This is a genomic window from Bacillus sp. FSL K6-0923 (assembly GCF_038630825.1).
GTDB lineage: Bacteria > Bacillota > Bacilli > Bacillales > Bacillaceae > Bacillus > Bacillus pumilus.
The window spans coordinates 3490876-3511753 of sequence record NZ_CP152044.1 but is presented as its reverse complement, the minus strand read 5'-3'; the positions used below and the strand labels follow the sequence as shown (position 1 = coordinate 3511753).

The following is a 20878-nucleotide window of genomic DNA, read 5'->3' as shown; positions in this document are numbered from 1 at the left end:
AGAATAGCACAAGCTGGCTTATAATATGTGTGACAAACGAAGTAATTTTACTGAAAGAGGTGGACCTGTTGAAGAAATTATTGCTTTTAACCACTGGAGGGACAATTGCATCTGTAGAGAGTGAAAATGGTTTGGCTCCAGGTGTTAAGGCTGAGGACCTTTTAAGCTATTTAAACGAAATTAATGCAGATTACACAATGGACACAAAGTCCCTAATGAGTATAGATAGTACAAATATGCAGCCTGAATACTGGGTGGATATCGCAACAGCCATTTATGAAAATTATGATCAATATGACGGCTTTGTCGTCACGCATGGAACCGATACAATGGCCTATACATCAGCAGCACTATCTTATATGCTGCAAAATCCGGATAAGCCAATTGTCATTACAGGCTCACAAATTCCGATTACGTTCAAGAAAACAGATGCAAAGAAAAACATTACCGATGCCATTCGCTTTGCATGTGACGGCGTAGGCGGCGTGTATGTTGTCTTTGATGGCAGAGTGATTCAAGGGACACGCGCAATCAAATTAAGAACGAAAAGCTATGATGCATTTGAAAGTATTAACTATCCATATATTGCATCGATTGAAAACCATCAAATTGAATACAATAGCAAAGTAAAAAGATCGTCAATGAAACCGCTTAAATTAGACGCATCCTTAAACACCGACGTTTGTCTCTTGAAATTGCACCCAGGTCTAAAGCCTGAATTCTTAGATGCAATCAAAGGTGTATACAAAGGAGTCGTCATCGAAAGCTACGGCAGCGGCGGAATTCCTTTCGAAGGAAGAAACCTTTTAGAGAAAATCAACGAATTGCTCGAAGAAGGCATTTCTGTTGTCATCACAACACAGTGTCTTGAAGAAGGAGAAGACATGAGCGTGTATGAAGTAGGACGCAAAATCAATCAAGAACTAGTGGCACGTTCACGAAACATGAACACAGAGGCCATTGTGCCGAAACTCATGTGGGCACTAGGTAAAACAACAGACCCAAGAGAAGTGAAAAAGATTATGGAAACGCCGATCGCAGAAGATTTAGTGATTTAACTATTCTATAGAAAGCAGGTCATATCAGATGGTTCAAGCAACTTATCGCTATGAGAAGGATTTTCTTGGAGAAAAAGAAATTCTGGCAGACGTGTATTATGGAGTTCAAACCCTTCGTGCAAAGGAAAATTTCCCGATAACTGGATACCGCATGCACGAGGAACTGATTAGAGCCTTTGCCATCGTGAAAAAAGCAGCAGCTCAAGCCAATATGGAGGTTGGGCGTTTATATGAAGGAATTGGAAATGCCATCGTACAAGCTTCTGATGAGGTCATTGAAGGCAAACTGCATGAGTACTTTATTGTAGACCCAATCCAAGGCGGCGCAGGAACGTCGATGAATATGAATGCCAATGAAGTAATTGGAAACAGAGCGCTAGAAATCATGGGACATCAAAAGGGTGAATACATCCATTTAAGCCCAAACACACATGTAAACATGTCACAATCAACGAATGACTCGTTTCCAACAGCGATCCATATTGCTGTATTGAAGCAGTTAGACATTCTGCTTGAGACAATGCAAACGATGCAGGACGTATTCCAAAAGAAAGCGAAAGAATTTGATCATGTGATCAAAATGGGACGTACGCACCTGCAGGATGCTGTTCCAATTCGTTTAGGACAGGAATTTGAAGCTTACAGCCGCGTGCTCAGCCGCGATATTAAGCGGATCAACCAATCAAAACAGCATTTATATGAAGTCAATATGGGGGCAACAGCAGTTGGGACAGGCCTAAACGCAGATCCTCGTTATATTGAGATCGTCGTGAAGAAGCTAGCCGATATTTCTGGTCTTCCACTTGTAGGCGCAGAACATCTTGTGGATGCGACGCAAAATACAGATGCTTACACAGAAGTCTCTGCCGCATTAAAAGTATGCATGATGAACATGTCTAAGATTGCCAATGACCTTCGTCTAATGGCTTCTGGTCCGCGTGCAGGTCTTGCTGAAATTGCATTGCCAGCTCGTCAGCCAGGATCATCCATTATGCCTGGGAAAGTCAATCCAGTCATGGCAGAGCTCATTAACCAAATCGCATTCCAGGTCATTGGGAATGACCACACCATCTGTCTTGCCTCTGAAGCAGGTCAGCTTGAGTTAAATGTGATGGAGCCTGTTTTGGTCTTTAACTTACTTCAATCTATTAGTATAATGAATAACGGATTCCGTTCATTCACAGATCATTGCTTAGTGGACATTGAAGCAAATGAAAAACGTTTGAAAGAATATGTAGAAAAAAGCGCAGGCGTGATCACTGCCGTGAATCCTCATTTAGGCTATGAAGCAGCGGCTAGAATCGCAAGGGAAGCCATTTTGACAGGACAATCGATCAGAGATCTTTGCTTGCAAAATGATGTGTTAACAGAAGAAGAACTTGATATTATTTTGAATCCATTCGAGATGACAAAGCCTGGCATTGCGGGTGCAGAGCTCCTAGAGCGATAATAATATCAAAAATTTTATTTTATTAATATGTAGAATTGCCTGTGAAATAGAGAAAAACAGGCAATTCACTTTCTTTCGAATTGACACACTTTTTTCACAATATTTTGAAAACGCTTAACGCGTACACAAAGGGAGGAAACACAATGAAATCACCACGTCTGCCGTCTATGTTAGAAGTCGTGTCTGTACTTGGCTTGTTTTTAGCAATTGTTTTATCTTTTACTCTTTATTTCAAATTGGATATTCAACTAGCATTGTTTATCTCATGGTTTATGGTTATCGCATTAGGTATTCGATTGGGGCATTCCTATAAGGATCTTCAAAATGCGATCACAAAAGGGATATCGAATGGTTTAGAAGCCATTTTAATCTTAATTGCAGTAGGTGCACTTGTTGGTACATGGATTGCAGGTGGGGTTGTACCTACGTTAATCTATTATGGTTTAGAATTTATTCATCCTAATATCTTCTTATTAGCTACACTTGTCATCTGTGCACTCATGTCCATTGCAACAGGAACCTCTTGGGGGACGGTTGGAACGGCAGGGATTGCGATGATCGCAATTGGTGAAGGGCTAGGTATTCCACTTCCGATCGTGGCAGGTGCCGTCTTATCTGGTGCTTATTTTGGAGATAAATTATCCCCATTATCAGATAGTACAGTGCTCGCTTCCTCTCTTTCAAAAGTGGACGTGCTGGCACATGTTCGAGCGATGATGGTTTTATCCATACCAGCCTTTGTCATTACGGCCATTATGTTTACGGTTACAGGCTTTATGTATGGTGGACGCAACATTGATCAAAATAAGGTAGAATTTTTGAAAAATGCCCTGCATGATACATTTACCATTAACATTTGGATGGTCATCCCAGCAGTAGTGGTTGTATTACTGCTCGTATTTAAGAAACCTTCAATGCCTGTTATTGCCATTGGTGCTCTTTTAGGATCTATTTGGGCGATGGCTTTCCAAGGAATGAATCCAGCAGATGCGATTGGTTCAGCATACAATGGCTTCTCTATTAATTCAGATGTAGATTTCTTAAATACGCTGTTAAATCGTGGTGGTATTGTGAATATGCTTGGATCTTTAGTGGTCATTATTCTCGGGCTTGGGTTTGGTGGCGTACTTGAATATCTAGGAGTTCTAAAAGTGATTGTCTCTACTTTTGAGAAGAAATTATATAATGCAGGAAATGTAACCCTATCTACACTTGTTGTAGCATTCTTTGCCAATATTTTTGGATGTGCAATGTACGTTTCATTAATTCTTACACCGAAAATTATGGAAAAAAGCTACGATAAATTGAAAATAGACAGACGCGTTCTATCTAGAAACGCTGAAGTCGGTGGAACAATGACGTCTGGTATGGTCCCTTGGTCAGATAACGGGATTTATATGGCGGGAATTCTAGGCGTATCCACATTCTCTTATTTACCATTTATGTGGTTGAGCTTTGTTGCCATTGCTCTTGCTATTATTTATGGATATACAGGGAAATTCATCTGGTACGTTAAGAATCCACAAGAATCAGAAGAATCGGCTTCATAAGCCGTTTACAAAAGCCGCTCCTCAACCGAGCGGCTTTTGTTTGTCCTAGGTCTGTGTGACTATATGTGACATATAGCAAATAATTAGGGATTAAGACCTCTTATAAAAGAGGTCTTAAGGGGTAATGAGAAGCAAAATGAAAGCATATTTATCCCATAAAAAGGGTACAAATACCTATTCAAACGTGAGTCTTTGAACCTTATAATAACAATAATGGAAAAAGTGCTATTCACCTTACGCTCGTTTAGATGAAATCTAAGCAGCGTTTTTATTTTTTGTCAGGAGGAGGAACCCATAATGAGCTTATCGGATATGCTGTCTGCCCTAAATGGTGGCATTACAAGTAAAAAAGCAGAAATCGAAGAAAAAATCGCTCGACTGAAAAAGGCGAAAAGTAAGGTCGAACGTGAACAAGATGCGGCAGAAACAGACCTGAAGCAAATCAAGCAGCCAAAGCTTGGGACCTCTTGGAAAGGTGAACGAAGCCAGGATTTCAAATCAGAGCGGAATGAAGCACATGATGCGCTGCAAACGATTGTAAACGATAAGTACCCGCGTTACGTGAGCCGCATCGAATTCAAAATCAGTACGTTGGAAGCCGAACAAGCTGCGTTATCCTTTGCCAGTTCCCTAGCTGGAGACGCCGCACGTCTTGCTGAAAAAGGAGAAGACGCAGTAGAGGACGCCAAACGCTTGATCTCAAAAGCATGGAGCAGCTTATAAGCCCCTTCATGCTGAACAAACCTGGAGGATATCAAGATGGGACAAATTAAATTAAACTACCAAACAGTTATGGATCAACTAGATGAAGTCTCCCAAGCAGTCGAAGCATTAACGATGAAAAAAGCAGCAGATAAAGCAGGTGAAAACAGCCTTGAATTTGTAACCAAGTGGACGGCACGCGAGGCAGAGGTGAACGAAATGGTCTCAAGTTTTAAAGAAGCCTTAACCAAAAATGTCCAGGACACGCGCTCGAATGTGAAAACCTTAAAAGAACAGGACGAAGCGATTGCGGCAAAATAATGGCAATCATTTTTCTAATGGGTTTCATGGTATGATGCGAAATATAGATCTAAGGACTCATATATAAATCGGGATGTAAGACCTTGTATTATTCCTCTTTTCTTCCAAACACGTCACTAAAAGGACACCTTTTCCCTATTTAAGACTGAGGCTTTTCACCTTATACTATACTTAATGAAAGCCAAACGATAGAAATGCCAGGTTTGGAAAAATCAAGTGAGTCGATCGTTTCCAAGGCTCTGATCTGTGCTTTCGTATGAGGTCCGATAGAGGTGGATGACATGAGTTTATCCGAGATGCTACACCATCTGCATATGGGAATTGAAAACAGACGTGCAGAATTTGATGACATGATCTCTCGGTTAAAGACAGCCAAAAGCAATATTCGAACAGAACAAGATCTTGCGCAGTCTGACATAAAGGAAATCAAGAAGCCTGCTCTAGATTCGTCATGGAAAGGTGAGAGAGGAACCGACTTTCATCGCCACCGAAAAGATGCTTATCATGTCATGCATGACATCGTGAACAATGAGTATGAAAAATATATCGCAGAGATTGATCAAAAAATCTTGCACTTTGAATTGAAAAAAATGGAGCTGGCTGTTGCCAGTAACTTTGCCGGAAGAGCCCAGGACGTGATGGAAAAGGGTGAGGATTTTGCACTCGATGTTAAACATCTGATTGAACGGGGCTGGAAGGCTCTTTAAAATAATAAAAACAGCCGTCTCATTAGCGAGCGGCTGTTTTTTTGTTTAGTCACATCCACCACCACTATCCCCGGAATCTCCTCCGCAGGAGGCATCAGAAGCGTGATGAGTATAAGAATCAGTATAGTTACTTGTTGTTGAACTGTGATGTGAAGAACGCTTAGCAGACGTACGCTGATCCTTTGATGTGAATAAATGGGCAATGATTGCTCCTAAAGAAGCCAATATCATCATAATAACAAACATAAAAGAACCCATGATGCATCCCTCCTCTTGTTTTCTATTCATACGAATGAGCCATATCATGGTTCCCGACTTGAAAGAAAAACTGGGCAAAGAGTTCTACTTTCGTTTATGATGATAGGCAAAAGTAAATGCCAAGGGAGGAGAGATCATGCTATCTCTACGTCAGGAGGAGCTTCTGAAACGACTGATGCAAGCGGAACAGGAACTGACTAGTGAAGAAATTGCCCGCATGATTGGCGTCACATCAAGAACGATCCGAACAGATATGAAAGCGCTTAAATCTATTTTAGAAGAATGTGGAGCCGTACTGCATATCAAACGCGGGGCAGGATATACATTGACCGTCGAGGATTATGGGTCTTTTCGTACATTTTTGAAAAAGTCATTGAGAGAAAGAAGCGAAAAAAAGGAACAGATCATTCCCAATCAGCCTGAAGACCGTGTAGCCTTTCTATTGAAAAGGCTGCTTCTATCAGAAGACTATATTAAGTTAGATGCGTTGGCAGAGGAATTATTTGTGAGTGAATCGACAGTGAAAAATGATTTGAAAGCGGTCAGACATTTGTTTTCATTACATGGACTTTCTGTGTCACATCGTCCTAAATATGGACTGCGGCTGACAGGAGATGAAATGAAATTGAGATATTGTATGGCTGAGCATGTGTTTCAGCAAGCGCATGCGAACTCGGCGCTGTTACCTGAAGAAACGTATCAATTGATCCAGGATATCGTGCGTTCACGTACAAAAGCTAGTGGACTTCATCTGTCAGAAATCGGTTTAAGTAATTTAGTCATCCACATCGCCATAGCATGCAAACGAATTGAAGAGAAAAAACTGGTCATGATGCCAGAAACGGAATTAAAAGAGATCCAAGTGCAGCCTGTTTTCCAAGTAGCTCAACAAATGGCAGAGGATATTCGTCATGTCCTAGCAATTGATTGTCCATTATCTGAAATGGCGTATATTGCGATTCACTTGATGGGAGCTAAGATGATGGCTTACGGAGATGCGGGTCATACGCTATTTCACCTTCTAGAAGAAGATCACTTTCGCTTTATCCACCAATTGCTTGCTTATGTAGAGGAGCACATGTCACTTGGTATTCAATTTGATAAAGAATTCATCATTGGATTAAGTCTTCATTTACGTTCCGCTATTCATCGTTTTAGGTACGGTATGAACATTCGTAATCCTTATTTAACGGACATTAAAAGATATTATCCCATTGCATTTGAAGCTGGCGTTTATATGGGTAGATGGCTGAAAGAAAAAGAGGGAATTGAGATTCATGAGGATGAGATTGGGTATTTGGCGCTTCATATTGGGGCTGCAATCGAGCGGACAAAATCACAGCATGTGAAAAAGAGATGCCTGATTGTGTGTGCGACGGGTGTCGCCAGCAGTCAGCTCCTTCTTCATAAGCTGAAAGCAGCTTTTAGCGGAAGGCTGGATATCGCTGGTTCTGCAAGTGTTGGGGAAATTTCTTCGTACGATTTGAGAAGCATTGATTTTATTATTAGTACCATTCCGCTTCAGAACACGTTGCCGGTGCCAGTAATTGATGTACATACGATTCTAAGTGACGATGATATTGTGCGGCTGAAACGGTTTGTGCAGGGTCCGCAGGATACAGGGGTTTTGCGGTATGTAAGTCCGGAGCTGACATATTTTCAGCAAGACCTTCAATCAAGGGAAGAGGTACTGCAATTTTTCGTAAATGTGCTCAAGGAACAGGATCGCATCCCGGAAGAGTTTGAACAATTATTGCTGGAAAGAGAGCAAGTGTCACCGACATCGTTCGGTCATTTAGTTGCGATTCCTCATCCGATTAAGCCAGCAACAGATGACACGTTTTGTGCGATCTGTACGTTGAAAAAACCGGTGTTGTGGGGTGAAAATCGGGTGCAAGTCGTTTGTTTGTTGAGTATCCAGAAGACGTATCAAAAAGAGTTACAGTCACTGTATCAATTTCTTGTACGGCTGACAGAGCGCAAGGAAGTGGTAGAGCAACTCATCAAGGCCGCTTCATTTGAGGAACTGACGGCGGCGCTGCAAGTATTGGAGCATCCAAATGAAAAAACGGGACACCCATTTCCGCATCTGTGAGGAAAAAGATTAGATGTTAATGAAAGCGCTTTTAAAATAACATCAAAGGAGGATGATCACGAGTTTTTGCAAAGGGGGAGACAGATCATGAGCTTTAAGGAGAAAGCGGCAGACGTCATGGGGAATGTGGCTTATCGTATCACGAATCAAAAATATATTATGGCGATTAAACAGGCATTTGTCACATTGATGCCAATCATCATTACAGGGGCTTTTGCTGTATTGGTGGCAAATATGATCATGAGCCCGGAAACAGGGCTTGCTCATTTTGAGATGTTCAGATTTTTAGCGGAGCTTCAGCCAATTATGAAGGCAATCAATTATGCCACGCTGAACTTTTTAACCATTGGGGCTGTGTTCCTCATCGGGATAGAGCTTGGGAAAATCAACGGGCACAAGTCTCTGTTCCCAGGGCTGATGGCATTGATTTCATTTATATCTGTTATTCCAACGACACTTCTTCTTGAAGTGGATGGATCGATGCGTGAAGTTGTAGATGTACTGGCAAGGCAATTTTCCGATCCAAAAAGTTTATTTTTAGGGATGATCATTGCAATCGTATCTGTGGAAATCTTTTGTAAGCTGACCAAGGTGAAATGGCTGCAAATCAAGATGCCGGATTCTGTTCCATCGAATGTGGCAACATCTTTTTCGTCACTTTTTCCTTCGATCATTACGATTACGATCATTAGTTCATTCGGCTTTGCATTTCATCGTTTGACAGGCATTTATTTGCATGAAGCAGTGTATAACGTGGTGCAGCGCCCGCTAGAAAGTGTTGTACAGGGTCTGCCAGGGATTTTAACGTTGATGTTTGTGGCGCAATTTTTCTGGGTGATCGGCATCCATGGCAACCAGATGATCAAACCGATTCGGGAGCCGCTCTTATTAGGATCAATTGCAGTAAATATGACAGCATTTCAAGAAGGAAAAGAGATTCCGAATATCATCACGATGCCATTTTGGGATGTGTATATGAGCATCGGTGGTTCAGGTGTGACCATTGGGCTTTTGATTGCGATTTTTATTGCTGGAAGAAGGGAAGAGATGCGAAGTATTGCCAAGCTCTCATCTGGTCCGGGCCTCTTCAACATCAATGAACCCGTTATTTTTGGCTTGCCTGTCATGTTAAATCCTGTGATGGCAATTCCATTTATCGTTACACCGCTTGTGACAGGAACGATTGGTTACATTGCGACGGCTACAGGGTTTGCTGGAAAAGCCGTCGTGATGGTGCCGTGGACGACACCACCGATTGTGAATGCATGGCTGTCCACCGCCGGCAGCATGGGGGCTGTCATCACACAGCTCATCTGTATTGTGGTCGCAGTCTTCATCTATTTGCCATTTGTTCTCTTGTCTAACCGTAAACCAGAAGCGGCACCAGATTCAGAATAAAAGGAGTGACATGAATGAACATGCAATTCAGGTGGTACGGAGAGGGTGATCCCGTATCACTCGCGCATATACGTCAAATCCCAGGCATGAAAGGCATTGTGAGTGCCGTCTATGATGTGCCAGCTGGTGACCTGTGGCCTGAGGAAAGGATTGCTCATGTAAAAGAACAGATTGAGAAACATGATCTCTCCTTCGAGGTTGTCGAAAGTCTTCCGGTCCATGAAGACATCAAACTCGGTAAACCAAAGAGGGACGTTTATATCAAGCATTATCAAGAAAATATTCGACGATTAGCGAAGCACGGTGTGAAGGTCATTTGTTATAACTTCATGCCTGTCCTCGATTGGACACGAACGCAGCTCGACCTTTCATTGGCTGATCAATCGACGACCCTAGCCTATTTTCAGCATCAACTAGAACATATGGACATAGAGAAAGACCCATTTTCACTGCCAGGATGGGATACCTCTTATACACAGGTGGAAATGAAACAATTGATGGCTGATTACAGGGAATTAGGGGCAGAAAGGCTATTCGAGAACCTGTCTTATTTCTTGCAACATATCATTCCGGTAGCAGAAGAAGAAAAGGTCAACATGGCACTCCATCCAGATGACCCTCCTTGGGATATTTTCGGACTGCCTCGTATTGTCAGTAATGAAAAGCAGTTGGATCGTATTCTTCAGATCGATGGACGCTCCCAGCACGGTTTTACGTTTTGCTCGGGATCACTCGGCTGTCATGCGCAGAACGATGTACCGTCACTTGCACGTAAATATGCGAAAAAAGGACGCATCCACTTTGCCCATTTGCGCAATGTTCTCGTGCATGAAAACGGTGATTTTGAAGAGTCAGCGCACCTTTCATCAGCAGGAAGTCTCGATATGGGGACAATTGTGAAGGCTTTGTATGAAGAGGGATTTGCTGGCTATGTCCGTCCGGATCATGGGCGTATGATCTTTGGCGAGACAGGCAGGCATGGCTACGGTTTATATGATCGGGCGCTTGGGGCTATGTATTTGCAAGGAATTTGGGAAGGACTTCACGTTCAAACGAGGAAAGGAAAGGTGGCGACATGAACAGAATCGAGATTCCAAGAGATTTTATCCTAGGTGCTGCGGCCTCTGCTTGGCAAACGGAGGGATGGAAGGGAAAGGAGGCGCATCAGGATTCGTATATCGATTTATGGTATAAGAATGGGTATCACGTATGGCACGAAGGATATGGGCCGGCTGGTGCGACGAACTTTTACGAGCGCTATCCAGAAGATGTAGCCATCATGAAAGAAATCGGCCTGACTCATTATAGGACATCGATCAATTGGTCGAGATTTTTTATCGATTACGAGAAGGGGATTGTGGATGAGGACTATGCTCGTTACATTGATGATTTGATCAATGAATTAATCGCAGCAGGTGTAGAGCCGATGTTTTGCTTAGAGCATTATGAGCTTCCAGCCGTGCTGCTTGAAAAGTACGATGGATGGTCATCAAAGCATGTCGTCGAGCTGTTTGTTCTCTATGCGGAAAAGGTGTTTAAGCGATATGGAGACAGGGTCAAGCATTGGTTTAGCTTTAATGAACCGATTGTTGTCCAAACACGCGTGTACCTAGATGCTATCCGTTATCCCTTTGAGCAAAATACGAAGAAATGGATGCAGTGGAACTATCATAAAGCACTGGCAACAGCAAAAGTGGTGAAGCTGTTTCGGGAGATGGGATTGAAGGAATCAACAGGTGCAAAAATTGGGGTGATTCTCAATTCAGAAGTGACGTATGCAAGATCCTCTGCTCCGCATGATCAAGAAGCGGCACGGATGTATGATTTGTTTTTCAATCGAGTGTTCTTAGATCCCTCCATCAAAGGGGAGTATCCAGAGGAATTGCTCGATGTGTTGAAAAAGCATGAGATTCTTTTTGATGCGACAGAGGAAGAGCTTCAGGTCATCAAGAATCATACGGTCGATGTCGTCGGGCTCAACTTATACTATCCGCATCGGGTCAAAGCACCGAGTAAGGCGTGGAATGAGATGACGCCATTTCATCCGTCTTATTATTACGATATGTTTGAGCTTCCAGGAAGAAAAATGAATCCATTCAGAGGCTGGGAAATCTATCCGGACATTGTCTATGATATGGGCATGAGAATAAAAGAAGAATACGGAAATATTGAGTGGTTTGTGGCCGAAAACGGCATGGGTGTGGAAAAGGAAGAACGCTTTAAAAGAGAAGACGGTATCATTGATGATCAGTATCGCATTTCCTTTATCAGCCAGCATTTAAAGCGAGCACTTCAAGCAAAAGCAGAAGGCTCAAATTGCACGGGCTATATGCTTTGGGCTTTTACGGATAATGTATCGCCGATGAATGCCTTTAAAAACCGCTACGGATTAGTCGAAATCCAGCTGGAAAATGAACGGAATCGCCAGTTGAAAGCATCAGCATATTGGTACCAGACATTAATTAAAACAAGGGAACTGAAGGTCGAAACAGAAGTCAACTATCGATAGGAGTGTTGGGATATGAAACGAATCATTCTCGCTTGTGCCGCAGGAATGTCGACATCCATTGTAGTGTCCAAAATGAAGGCAGCCGCAGAAGCTAAGGGGCTGGAATATGATATATACGCTATACCTGAAGGGGCTATTGCGGATGAATTAGAAGAGCACGGAGAAGATGTGCAGGTGATTTTACTTGGACCGCAAGTAAGCTTTATGAAAAAGGCAGCAGAAAAAACAGCGGCACCTTACCAAGTACCTGTCGATGTCATCAATGTGAGATTATACGGAACAGCGAACGGAGAAAAAATACTAGAACATGCTCTGAAACTAGCAAATGAATCTTAAGTAATTGGAGGAGAAGCAGATGACGGTATTAGAGGAAATGCAGGGAGCAGCCTTTCAAATCATTGCTCATGCGGGCGAGGCAAGAAGCCATTATGTCGAAGCCATTCGTCTAGCAAGAGCTGATGATTTTGAAAAAGCACAGCAGTTGATTGAAAAAGGGGAGGAAGCGTTTCGAAGCATCCACAACCTTCACTTGTCGCTGATCCAAAAAGAGGCGGCAGGTGAGCAGCTTCCCTTTTCTTTGCTGCTAATACATGCAGAAGATCAAATGCTCACAACAGAGACCATTCATCTGCTTGCCATCGAAATGATTGAAATGTGTAAAAAAATGAACACCCTGTCAAAATAGATATCAGCTAGTAACCAATTTCTGTTATAATCATTCGATAGATAGAGAGAAAGCAGGATTGGTGAATGAAAAAAACATGTATGTTGATGACGGTTGGTCTTTTGGCGCTGCTCATTTCGGGCTGTATGGGAACGAAAGAGCAAACGGAAGGAAACCAGCAGGTGGTCAAAGAGGAAAAGGGTCCATTACAATTAAAAGAAACAGAAGAGATTCAGCAGGCAGAAGCGATAGAGATTGATACACAAAGCTGGATTGAGCAAGAGGAGCCGGTAGAGCTTCCGATTTTGATGTATCACAGCATCTCCAGTGGTAACTCGCTGCGTGTACCAAAGCGCGAGTTTGCGGCTCATATGAAATGGCTGAAGGACAACGACTATGTCACGCTGTCGCCAGAAGAAGCGTACCGCGTCTTCACAACAAATACGAAGCCAAGTGAGAAGTGTGTCCTCATTACATTCGATGATGGATATACCGATAACTATACAAAGGCATTTCCGATTTTAAAGCAGTATGGAATGAAGGCAACGATTTTCATGATTGAGCAATCCATTGACCGTCCGAACCATTTAACGGATGAACAGATGGATGAAATGATAGCAAATGGGCTGTCGATCGAGAGTCATACAATACATCATTTAGAGCTCAATCGTTTATCAAAGGAGCAGCAGAAAGAGGAATTAAAAGGATCAAAGGCATTCTTTGATCAACGTTTTTCTCAGCGTACGCGAATGGTCAGCTATCCTGTCGGGCGCTATAACGAAGACACGCTAAAACTGGCGAAAGAAGCCGGTTATCAAATGGCTGTCACCACTGAACCAGGACATGCGAAAAAGGAACAAGGCATGATGTCCTTGCACCGTGTTCGCATTTCACCGGGACTTTCACCAGAAAGCTTTGGCAGGCTGGTAGAAGGGAATTAACGATAAATGTTTCACATGAAACAATTTACGACAAGTTTCATGGTGATGATGGGTGAATCGACATTGGCGGTTCAAAAGCGAAACAGAACTTTCATGTAAATGGAAGTTCTGTTTTTTTATCATTCATCAAAAAATTCCATATGTGCTTTTTCTTGTTTGTAATAATCGATTCGATCTTTCATGGTACCTGTATGAAACTCAAATTTATGTCCGTCAGGGTCCGTAAAGTAGATCGACTGATGATCTTTTTCATCTCTTGGGCGACCTGGTAAGATGTTGACGTTCAAATGTTTTAGCTTGTTGTGCATGTGATCTATATCCCTTTCATCGATTGAAAAAGCGATGTGTGTGTAAGAGTGCTGGATGTCTTGACGAGGAATGTCCTTTTCCACATTCAGTGCAAGCCATAGCCCATTTAAATCAAAGTAAGCTGTGTTTTTCCCTTTTACTAATAAAGTGGCGTCAAATACTTTTGTGTAAAAATCAATAGAGGTTTCTAAATCAGAAACAGAAAATAACAAATGATTCATTCCTTTTATTGACATCACATTCACCTCAAGCTGTCATTTTAAAAAAGCCTGTAGATGGGGTCTACAAACTTTTTTGTTTATTGATAAACGGGATATCCCGTTATTTTAATATCTTTCCCTAGTGTTTCTACTGAGAGCTGATCGAGTTCAATGGCATCACTCATGAGGCGTATGCCTTCGCCTCCGAAAAAGGAAGGAGAAAGTCTTCCGCCAATGAGTTTGGGTGCCATATAAATGACCAATTTATCTACAAGCTGCTGTTCTAAAAATGAAGCATTGATCTGGCCGCCGCCTTCAATCATGAGGGAGGAGACATTTCTTTCTCCCAGCGTTTGAAGCAATTCTTGCAGGGGCACCCGCGTCTCGCTGTCTGTTACAAAGACGCTGACGCCGGCTGCTTCTAAAGCGTCTCGTTTTTCCTCATCGGCTTGCTTTGTTGTAAAGATCCAAGTAGGTGCCATCTGATCAGTGACGATCTTTGCTGTCAGCGGTGTTGATAGCTTAGAGTCTAAAACAATTCGAATCGGATGATTCCCATTTGGAATCCGTGCAGTTAGTGAAGGGTCGTCATGAATAACCGTTTGAGCACCGACCAAAATCGCATCATTGATACTGCGGATATGATGAGCATCATAACGGGATGTCTCAGATGTAATCCATTTGCTGTCAGACGTAGCAGACGCAATTTTTCCGTCTAAGGTAATACCTGCCTTGAGCGTCACGAAAGGTGTTTTTTTCGTAATAAAATGATTAAACACTTCATTCATGAGAATGGATTCCTGTTCAAGTACGCCTGTAATCACTTGGATGCCAGCATCTTGTAAAATGGCGATTCCGCGGCCAGCGACAAGCGGGTTCGGGTCAAGAGCCGCCACGACAACCGTTTCGACGCCTGCTTTCACAAGTGCCTCCGCACAAGGACCTGTACGGCCATGGTGAGAACAAGGCTCGAGGGTCACATAAATGGTGGCTCCTTTTGCCTTGTCTCCGGCCATTTTAAGTGCATGAATTTCAGCATGTGGTTCACCGGCTTTCATGTGAGCACCGACACCAACAATCTCATTCTCACGCACAATCACAGCCCCGACGAGCGGGTTTGGAGATGTCTGACCTTTCATTGCCCGTGCATTTTCAAGTGCTAGATTCATATATCGCTCATGATGTGGCAATCGTACGCACCTCTTGATCCGCCTTCATGTGACCTGAGCGGTTAATTTTTGTCTGCAAGTATTTTTCATTAAACTCCGAGACATCACCCCAAAGCGGAATACGTCCAGAAAGAGATAAACCTGCATGGCTGATGGCATCTGTCTTTTTCGGATTATTGGTAATGAGTCTGACTGGCTTTGTACGAAGTGTTTGAAGAACCGCAATGGCTTCTTCATATTGACGCGTGTCATCTTCAAAGCCGAGAGCTTCGTTCGCTTCTACTGTATCGTAGCCATTTTCTTGAAGGATATAAGCCATGGCTTTCGTGAAAAGTCCAATGCCGCGGCCTTCATGGTTGGCTAAATAGAACAGGGCACCTGCACCATTGTCCTCAATCATTCGCATGGACTGCTTCAATTGGAATCCGCAGTCGCAGCGCTTGCTTCCAAAAATATCACCAGTATGGCAGATGGAATGCATGCGGATAAGAGCTTCGTCAGCGTGCTCGAAATCTCCATACACTAGCACGCTTGACTGCTGATGATCGGCAAGCTGGCGGGACGAGAGGCTTTCGATTAAAGCTTCATCTGACAATGGCTCTAATCCGTCGTCTTTTAACCATGAATACCAGTTGAACATCACCGTTCTGCCGTCTAAATTCACTGGCAATTTAATGGGTCCAGTGATATATATATACCCGTCTTCTTGCTGTACTCGTTTGATTTTATCTTTTAAAATGGCTGTTTTAAGATCTGTGTGTTTGTCCATATTCTGCACCTTCTTTTTTGTCTGTTTCTTCAATCTGTAAACGAACGAGAACGCCAAATGGATCAACAAATTCGTTACTTTCCCCTATTGTTTTCACTTGAGTGCCTGCTTTTGTTAGGCGCTCAACGACGGACTGTCTGTCTGCTTCTTGTGGGAATACGAGTGTATAGCTTCTAATTCCTGAAAAACGTGGATCAATGGCTCCTTTTCTTCCGCGTCCCCATGCATTAAAGGCAAGGTGGTGATGATAGACGCCACCTGCAATGAATAAGCTTGCTGTGGGAGCCATTCGGATATGAAAACCGAGCGTATTGACATAAAAGGAATCAGCTTCTTCTGGGTTCAGATGGAAATGTAAGTGTCCCATGACTGTCCCAGCTGGAATTCCTTCCCACGTCGTATCAGCGGCTTCTTGCAGGAGACCATCTCCATCAAGAGGTGCATTTCCGCCACCTTTCAGTTCTCCATGCTCACCTACCCAAACGTCCTCAGGGCGATCAGCATATATTTCTACGCCAATGCCGTCAGGGTCACTTAAATAAATGGCTTCACTGAAAAAGTGATCGCTTGCTCCAATTAAAGGATAGCCTTTTTTGATCACATGTGCCAGCCATGTGCCCAGGTTTTTTCTGGTAGGTAATAAAACAGCAAAATGATAAAGGCCTGGCTCATGATCAGGCTTCTCCTTGAGCTGTGCATCTTCTTTTAACAAAAGGATTGGTTCCTTTGCATTGCTTCCAAGAGTGACGGTGGATTCCGTCTGTTCTAATAAAGTAAAACCTAAAATGTCTGTATAAAAAGGCAAAGAACGCTCAAAGCTGGATACATGTAATTCTGTTACACCTAATCTTACCTGCTCTATTGTATTCAAAGCTCGGTCATCTCCTTCATGTTATATGCATCTGCATGTTCAATGGTTTATTGAAAATTGATAAAAATGAATACCTTGTTACTTTTAGTAACTAAACTATATAATAGTTAGTGACTTATTTCAAGTAATTAATTATGTTATAATGAAAAAAAGAGAGAAAAGCGGGAGGGAGTAAGGTATGGCTCAAGTAGATGGCTGTCCAATCACAGATGCCATGGAGATTCTAGGCAAGAAGTGGGTCATTCTCATCATCAATCAGCTTCTGACAGGCCCTAAGCGTTTCTGTCAGCTTGAAAATGAAATGAACATCAGCGGCAGATTATTATCTGAAAGGCTGAAGGATTTAGAGGCTGAAGGACTCGTTGAGAAAAACGTATACCCTGACATTCCAGTACGGATTGAATACGAATTAACAGCGCAAGGGAAGAAAATAGAGCCGATTATTCGTGAAATGTATGCTTGGTCTTTAGAACGTAAAAATAGCAAAAAAGTGGAACATGTTCCTTCCTAATCGATTTCGATCAGTCTGTCTGATCGAAATTTTTTTGTGCGATTTTCCAGAAATCTAAGTCAATAGTATGAAAAATGATGTTGACAATAAATTCACCCATCATATAAGATCAAGAAGAAGAGGGTTCTTTTCCCTGTAATGGAATGGAGGTCATGCCATGGAATCATGAATGGGACAGATTGCCTAAAACACGTGTCAAATCATCATTTAGAAACAGACATCTTTGGCTTTTAAGAAGCAAAGATTTATTTTTTCAACTCAATTGATAATGATTATCATAATCATCTATAAGTGTGTTCAAGCGCTTATGAAGGTTATTTTTTTTATTGTCTGTTGAGAATAATTATCAATATCATTTAGGAGGGTTCACATGAAAGTCATTCGTTCAACATCACACGCATTATTGTTCTTTAGTTTTGTTCTATTATTTGCTCTAGCTCCGATTAGCTCAGCCTCAGCAGCAGGCTTAGCAGATGGTCAACATTCGGCACAATATGTGGTATGGAAGGCAGATAGCGATTCGACTTCAACAGCGAATACGTATTTTGAAAAACCAGCAAAGCTTGTCGTGAAGGATGGAAAAATCAAAGCACAAGTCACGTTAACGAATAGCTCTTGGATCACTAGCTTTAAAACACTTGAACAAGGTGTCTACAAAGATGCGAAGGTGATCAGTACAAACACAGCTGCGAATAAGAGAACAGTAGAATTTAACGTGAACAGCCTGACGGAAGTCGTACCAGCAAAAGTGAGCGTGACTGTACCGGTCATTGGATATACAGGCAATTACGACATCCGTCTCAAGTTTGATGCAGCATCTGTTCAATAAAAAGGGAGGAAATTCGCTTGATGAAAAAAATGATGAGGCTATCAGTCTTCATGACCGCTTTATTATTGGCACTCATGCTGCCTTTTTCAAACGCACAGGCTGCCACGTTAAAGGATGGTACATACTCCGTCAACTATACTGTGCTCAAGGCTGAAGGAAATGCGGTCTCCATGGCAAATGACTACTGGCTGAAGCCAGCAAAAGTGATTGCAAAAAATGGGAAGCTGACAGTACAAATGACCATTAAAAATAGCAGCTGGGTGACGGAATTTAAAGTTCCCGGAAATGGCGGCTATGTCGATACAACGGTTCTCTCAACCAATAAAAAAGCCAACACAAGGATTGTTCAGTTCCAAGCTCAGAGCTTGTCTAAACCAATCAAATCAAAAATTCATGTCACTGTAAAATCTGCTGATTATGATCATGATTATACCATTCAGCTGAAATTTGATGAGAGCAGCATGAAATCACTTTCGTCTAACAGCACAAACAAAACAGCGGGTGAAGCAGAAAAGCAGCAGCCATCAAAAGAATCAACGAAAACATCTGAGTCATCCACGACAAAACAAGAAGAGAATCCTCAAACTGGTGATACAAACCAGACAGGGTGGCTCCTTGTGCTTGCTCTATGCTCAGGCGGATTTTTAGCAAGAAAGTGGATCATTAAGCATTAAGGAAGGAAGTGTCACCATTTGAAACGTCTTTTTCATCTAAAGGCAGCCATTCTGCTCGTTTTATTCAGTTTATTGACTGCATTTCAGATTCCTCAAGGAACGGCACAAGCTGCATCATTTGTTGAAGGTGAATACACGGTCGGATTCACCATTTTAAAAAATGGCAGCACAGAAGCGTCCATGATGGATACGTATACAGAAAAGCCAGCTAAGCTGATTGTGGAAAATGGCAAGACGACTGCCTATGTCACACTGAAGCAAAGCAAAGAGATTACAGATTTCAAGGTTGAACAAAATGGCGCGCTTGTCACCACTGAAACCGTCAGTGAGGATGAAACTGCCAATACACGTGTAATCAAGTTTGATGTTGCCGACTTATCAGCCAAATTAAACGGCTGGGTGAAAATTTACTGGGATTTAGGCGGCCTTATCTATGACGAAGCATATGACGTACAGCTTGCATTCGATCAAAGCAGCCTAACGCTCGTTACACCTGCAAAGCCAGACGATAACGAAACAAAACCAGATGACCAAAATGGCACAAAGCCAGGCGATAGCGAAACAAAACCAGATGACCAAAATGGCACAAAGCCAGACGATAACGAAACAAAGCCGGATGATCAAAATGGCACAAAGCCAGACGATCAGCAGACAACACCAGGCAATAACAATGGCACAAAGCCAGTGGAACCTACGCAAAATCAACTGAAAGATGGCGAGTACCGCATCAATTACAGTGTGCTCAAAGGGGATGAGGATGAGGCATCTCGGATGAACCAATACTTCTCACATCCTGCATCCTTAACCATCAAAAATGGGAAACTAACCATCTCCTTTACGGTGAAGGACGATACATCTGTCGCTTCCTTGAAAACAGAGAAAAACGGTTCTTTTCAAGAAGTGAAGACTGTCAGCACAGATAAAGCAAAGAACACAAGAGTGGTGTCATTTGATGTCGCTGATTTGAAAAAAGCGGTCAAAGGAAAAGTACACGTTGTAGTAGCAGCCGCTCACTATGAGCAAACCTACGATATTCGTTTTCAATTCGATGCAAAGAGTATCTCGCCACTTAAAGGCGGACAGGTAGAGGAAGAAACACCTGCTGCACCAGAAACACCAAAACCAAACACACCATCACCAGGAACAAATAACGGCGGAGCTCCTCAAGAGACGGCTCAGCTTAAAGATGGTGTATACAAGCTTCCTTTCTCAATGAAGAAAGCAGACAAGGATGAGTTTTCTCGTATGAACGATTATGTCGTGAGCCCTGCGACATTGGTTGTGAAAAATGGCCGCCATTTCGTTTCTTATACAGTGAAGAATAGCTCAGCTATCACGTCCTTCCAAGTAGGATCAGGTGGAAAGTTTGAAGAGACGCTTGTTGCAAAAACAGATCAAACATCAGATACACGAGTGATTCAATACGAAGCCAAAAGCTTAAGCACGGCTCAGGCAGCACGCGTGAAAATTGATATTCCAGCTGCGAATTATCATGAGCAGTACGATGTCAAACTTATCTATGACACAAAAGGAATTGCTCTTGGTGAAGGAAGCGGGATTCGATCGATCATCGGAGACGATGAGAGTATCGGCTTTGTCAAAAATCCAAATGATCGCGATTCTCAATCAAATCAACCAAATCAACTTGAGAATTTAGCGCCAGAGGAAACAGGCGCAGAGCAGCTAACATTTACTCCATCAGATGACCAAACCAAGTCTGAGACTGGACAGTTGAATCCAAAAACAGGAGATACCTCTCTTCTTTGGGTGTATATTCTTTTATTCGGCGGGTCATTATTCGTACTCGTCAGAAAGTATCAAACAAGAACAAGATAGATGGTTTAGTTGAAGTGAGATGCGCCGAGATCATCGACGCATCCACTCTCTTTTTTC

22 protein-coding genes are annotated in these 20878 nt (G+C 42.5%); 17 read left to right on the top strand and 5 right to left on the bottom strand.

The genetic code is table 11. The features are described 5' to 3' along the window. Positions 1-68: 68 nt before the first annotated feature. The 6 genes from MHI16_RS18040 (at position 69) to MHI16_RS18015 (ending at position 5788) form a co-directional block, all read left to right on the top strand. A complete protein-coding gene (locus MHI16_RS18040; RefSeq protein ID WP_058013330.1) occupies positions 69-1058 on the top strand; it encodes an asparaginase in 990 nt (329 codons plus the stop codon). Between the two features lie 28 nt (positions 1059-1086). Next, positions 1087-2508 (top strand): aspartate ammonia-lyase, encoded by a 1422-nt coding sequence (gene aspA, locus MHI16_RS18035; protein WP_012011744.1) that lies wholly within the window; start codon positions 1087-1089, stop codon positions 2506-2508. Positions 2509-2651: 143 nt separating this feature from the next. Beyond that, positions 2652-4058 carry a Na+/H+ antiporter NhaC gene (gene nhaC, locus MHI16_RS18030; protein WP_058013331.1) on the top strand — a complete coding sequence of 469 codons (1407 nt, stop codon included), beginning with the start codon at positions 2652-2654 and terminating at the stop codon, positions 4056-4058. Between the two features lie 297 nt (positions 4059-4355). Then, positions 4356-4781: a DUF5082 family protein gene (locus MHI16_RS18025; protein ID WP_050944558.1), complete on the top strand. Its 426-nt coding sequence runs from the start codon at positions 4356-4358 to the stop codon at positions 4779-4781. A 36-nt stretch (positions 4782-4817) separates the two neighbouring features. Next, a complete protein-coding gene (locus MHI16_RS18020) occupies positions 4818-5081 on the top strand; it encodes a YwqI/YxiC family protein (protein ID WP_058013332.1) in 264 nt (87 codons plus the stop codon). Between the two features lie 281 nt (positions 5082-5362). After that, positions 5363-5788, top strand: coding sequence for a DUF5082 family protein (locus MHI16_RS18015; RefSeq protein ID WP_003214784.1), 426 nt, complete (start codon positions 5363-5365; stop codon positions 5786-5788). Positions 5789-5833: 45 nt separating this feature from the next. On the opposite strand, the gene MHI16_RS18010 is transcribed toward MHI16_RS18015, so the two are convergent. Next, positions 5834-6046, bottom strand: a complete 213-nt coding sequence (locus MHI16_RS18010; RefSeq protein ID WP_234034825.1) for a hypothetical protein — start codon at positions 6044-6046, stop codon at positions 5834-5836. A 136-nt stretch (positions 6047-6182) separates the two neighbouring features. Between MHI16_RS18010 and MHI16_RS18005 the strand changes: the two genes are divergently transcribed. The 7 genes from MHI16_RS18005 (at position 6183) to MHI16_RS17975 (ending at position 13653) form a co-directional block, all read left to right on the top strand. Beyond that, positions 6183-8141 carry a BglG family transcription antiterminator gene (locus tag MHI16_RS18005; RefSeq protein WP_268466908.1) on the top strand — a complete coding sequence of 653 codons (1959 nt, stop codon included), beginning with the start codon at positions 6183-6185 and terminating at the stop codon, positions 8139-8141. An 87-nt stretch (positions 8142-8228) separates the two neighbouring features. Beyond that, positions 8229-9539, top strand: a complete 1311-nt coding sequence (locus MHI16_RS18000) for a PTS transporter subunit EIIC (protein WP_050944554.1) — start codon at positions 8229-8231, stop codon at positions 9537-9539. 14 nt (positions 9540-9553) lie between these two features. Continuing rightward, positions 9554-10618, top strand: coding sequence for a mannonate dehydratase (locus MHI16_RS17995; RefSeq protein ID WP_058013334.1), 1065 nt, complete (start codon positions 9554-9556; stop codon positions 10616-10618). Beyond that, complete coding sequence (locus MHI16_RS17990) at positions 10615-12048, top strand: glycoside hydrolase family 1 protein (RefSeq protein ID WP_268466907.1); 1434 nt, start codon at positions 10615-10617, stop codon at positions 12046-12048. Before MHI16_RS17995 ends, MHI16_RS17990 begins: the two co-directional genes overlap by 4 nt. A gap of 12 nt (positions 12049-12060) precedes the next feature. After that, entirely contained in the window at positions 12061-12384 is a 324-nt protein-coding gene (locus tag MHI16_RS17985) for a PTS sugar transporter subunit IIB (protein ID WP_058013336.1), read from the top strand. A gap of 19 nt (positions 12385-12403) precedes the next feature. Continuing rightward, on the top strand, positions 12404-12733 hold the full coding sequence (locus tag MHI16_RS17980; protein WP_024423898.1) for a PTS lactose/cellobiose transporter subunit IIA: 330 nt from the start codon (positions 12404-12406) through the stop codon (positions 12731-12733). A 65-nt stretch (positions 12734-12798) separates the two neighbouring features. Continuing rightward, positions 12799-13653, top strand: coding sequence for a polysaccharide deacetylase family protein (locus MHI16_RS17975; RefSeq protein WP_061410013.1), 855 nt, complete (start codon positions 12799-12801; stop codon positions 13651-13653). Between the two features lie 119 nt (positions 13654-13772). On the opposite strand, the gene fosM is transcribed toward MHI16_RS17975, so the two are convergent. The 4 genes from fosM to MHI16_RS17955 all read right to left on the bottom strand — a co-directional run bounded on the left by fosM (position 13773) and on the right by MHI16_RS17955 (position 16971). Further along, a complete protein-coding gene (gene fosM, locus MHI16_RS17970; RefSeq protein WP_268466906.1) occupies positions 13773-14198 on the bottom strand; it encodes a FosM family fosfomycin resistance protein in 426 nt (141 codons plus the stop codon). Positions 14199-14260: 62 nt separating this feature from the next. Continuing rightward, positions 14261-15352, bottom strand: a complete 1092-nt coding sequence (ribD, locus tag MHI16_RS17965) for a bifunctional diaminohydroxyphosphoribosylaminopyrimidine deaminase/5-amino-6-(5-phosphoribosylamino)uracil reductase RibD (protein WP_061410011.1) — start codon at positions 15350-15352, stop codon at positions 14261-14263. Further along, positions 15339-16100, bottom strand: a complete 762-nt coding sequence (locus MHI16_RS17960; protein WP_012011730.1) for a GTP cyclohydrolase II — start codon at positions 16098-16100, stop codon at positions 15339-15341. Before MHI16_RS17960 ends, ribD begins: the two co-directional genes overlap by 14 nt. Further along, positions 16078-16971, bottom strand: a complete 894-nt coding sequence (locus MHI16_RS17955; RefSeq protein WP_058013340.1) for a VOC family protein — start codon at positions 16969-16971, stop codon at positions 16078-16080. The genes MHI16_RS17960 and MHI16_RS17955 overlap by 23 nt, the downstream gene beginning before the upstream one ends. A 178-nt stretch (positions 16972-17149) precedes the next feature. On the opposite strand from MHI16_RS17955, the gene MHI16_RS17950 reads away from it, so the two are divergent. The 4 genes from MHI16_RS17950 (at position 17150) to MHI16_RS17935 (ending at position 20821) form a co-directional block, all read left to right on the top strand. Next, positions 17150-17482, top strand: coding sequence for a helix-turn-helix domain-containing protein (locus MHI16_RS17950; RefSeq protein WP_058013341.1), 333 nt, complete (start codon positions 17150-17152; stop codon positions 17480-17482). 370 nt (positions 17483-17852) lie between these two features. Then, on the top strand, positions 17853-18311 hold the full coding sequence (locus MHI16_RS17945) for an NEAT domain-containing protein (RefSeq protein ID WP_061410009.1): 459 nt from the start codon (positions 17853-17855) through the stop codon (positions 18309-18311). 20 nt (positions 18312-18331) lie between these two features. Then, on the top strand, positions 18332-18985 hold the full coding sequence (gene isdC / locus MHI16_RS17940; protein WP_061410280.1) for a heme uptake protein IsdC: 654 nt from the start codon (positions 18332-18334) through the stop codon (positions 18983-18985). 18 nt (positions 18986-19003) lie between these two features. Next, the gene (locus MHI16_RS17935) at positions 19004-20821 is read left to right on the top strand and encodes an NEAT domain-containing protein (RefSeq protein WP_268466905.1); all 1818 of its coding nucleotides are present in this window, start codon (positions 19004-19006) and stop codon (positions 20819-20821) included. The last annotated feature ends 57 nt before the right edge of the window (positions 20822-20878 follow it).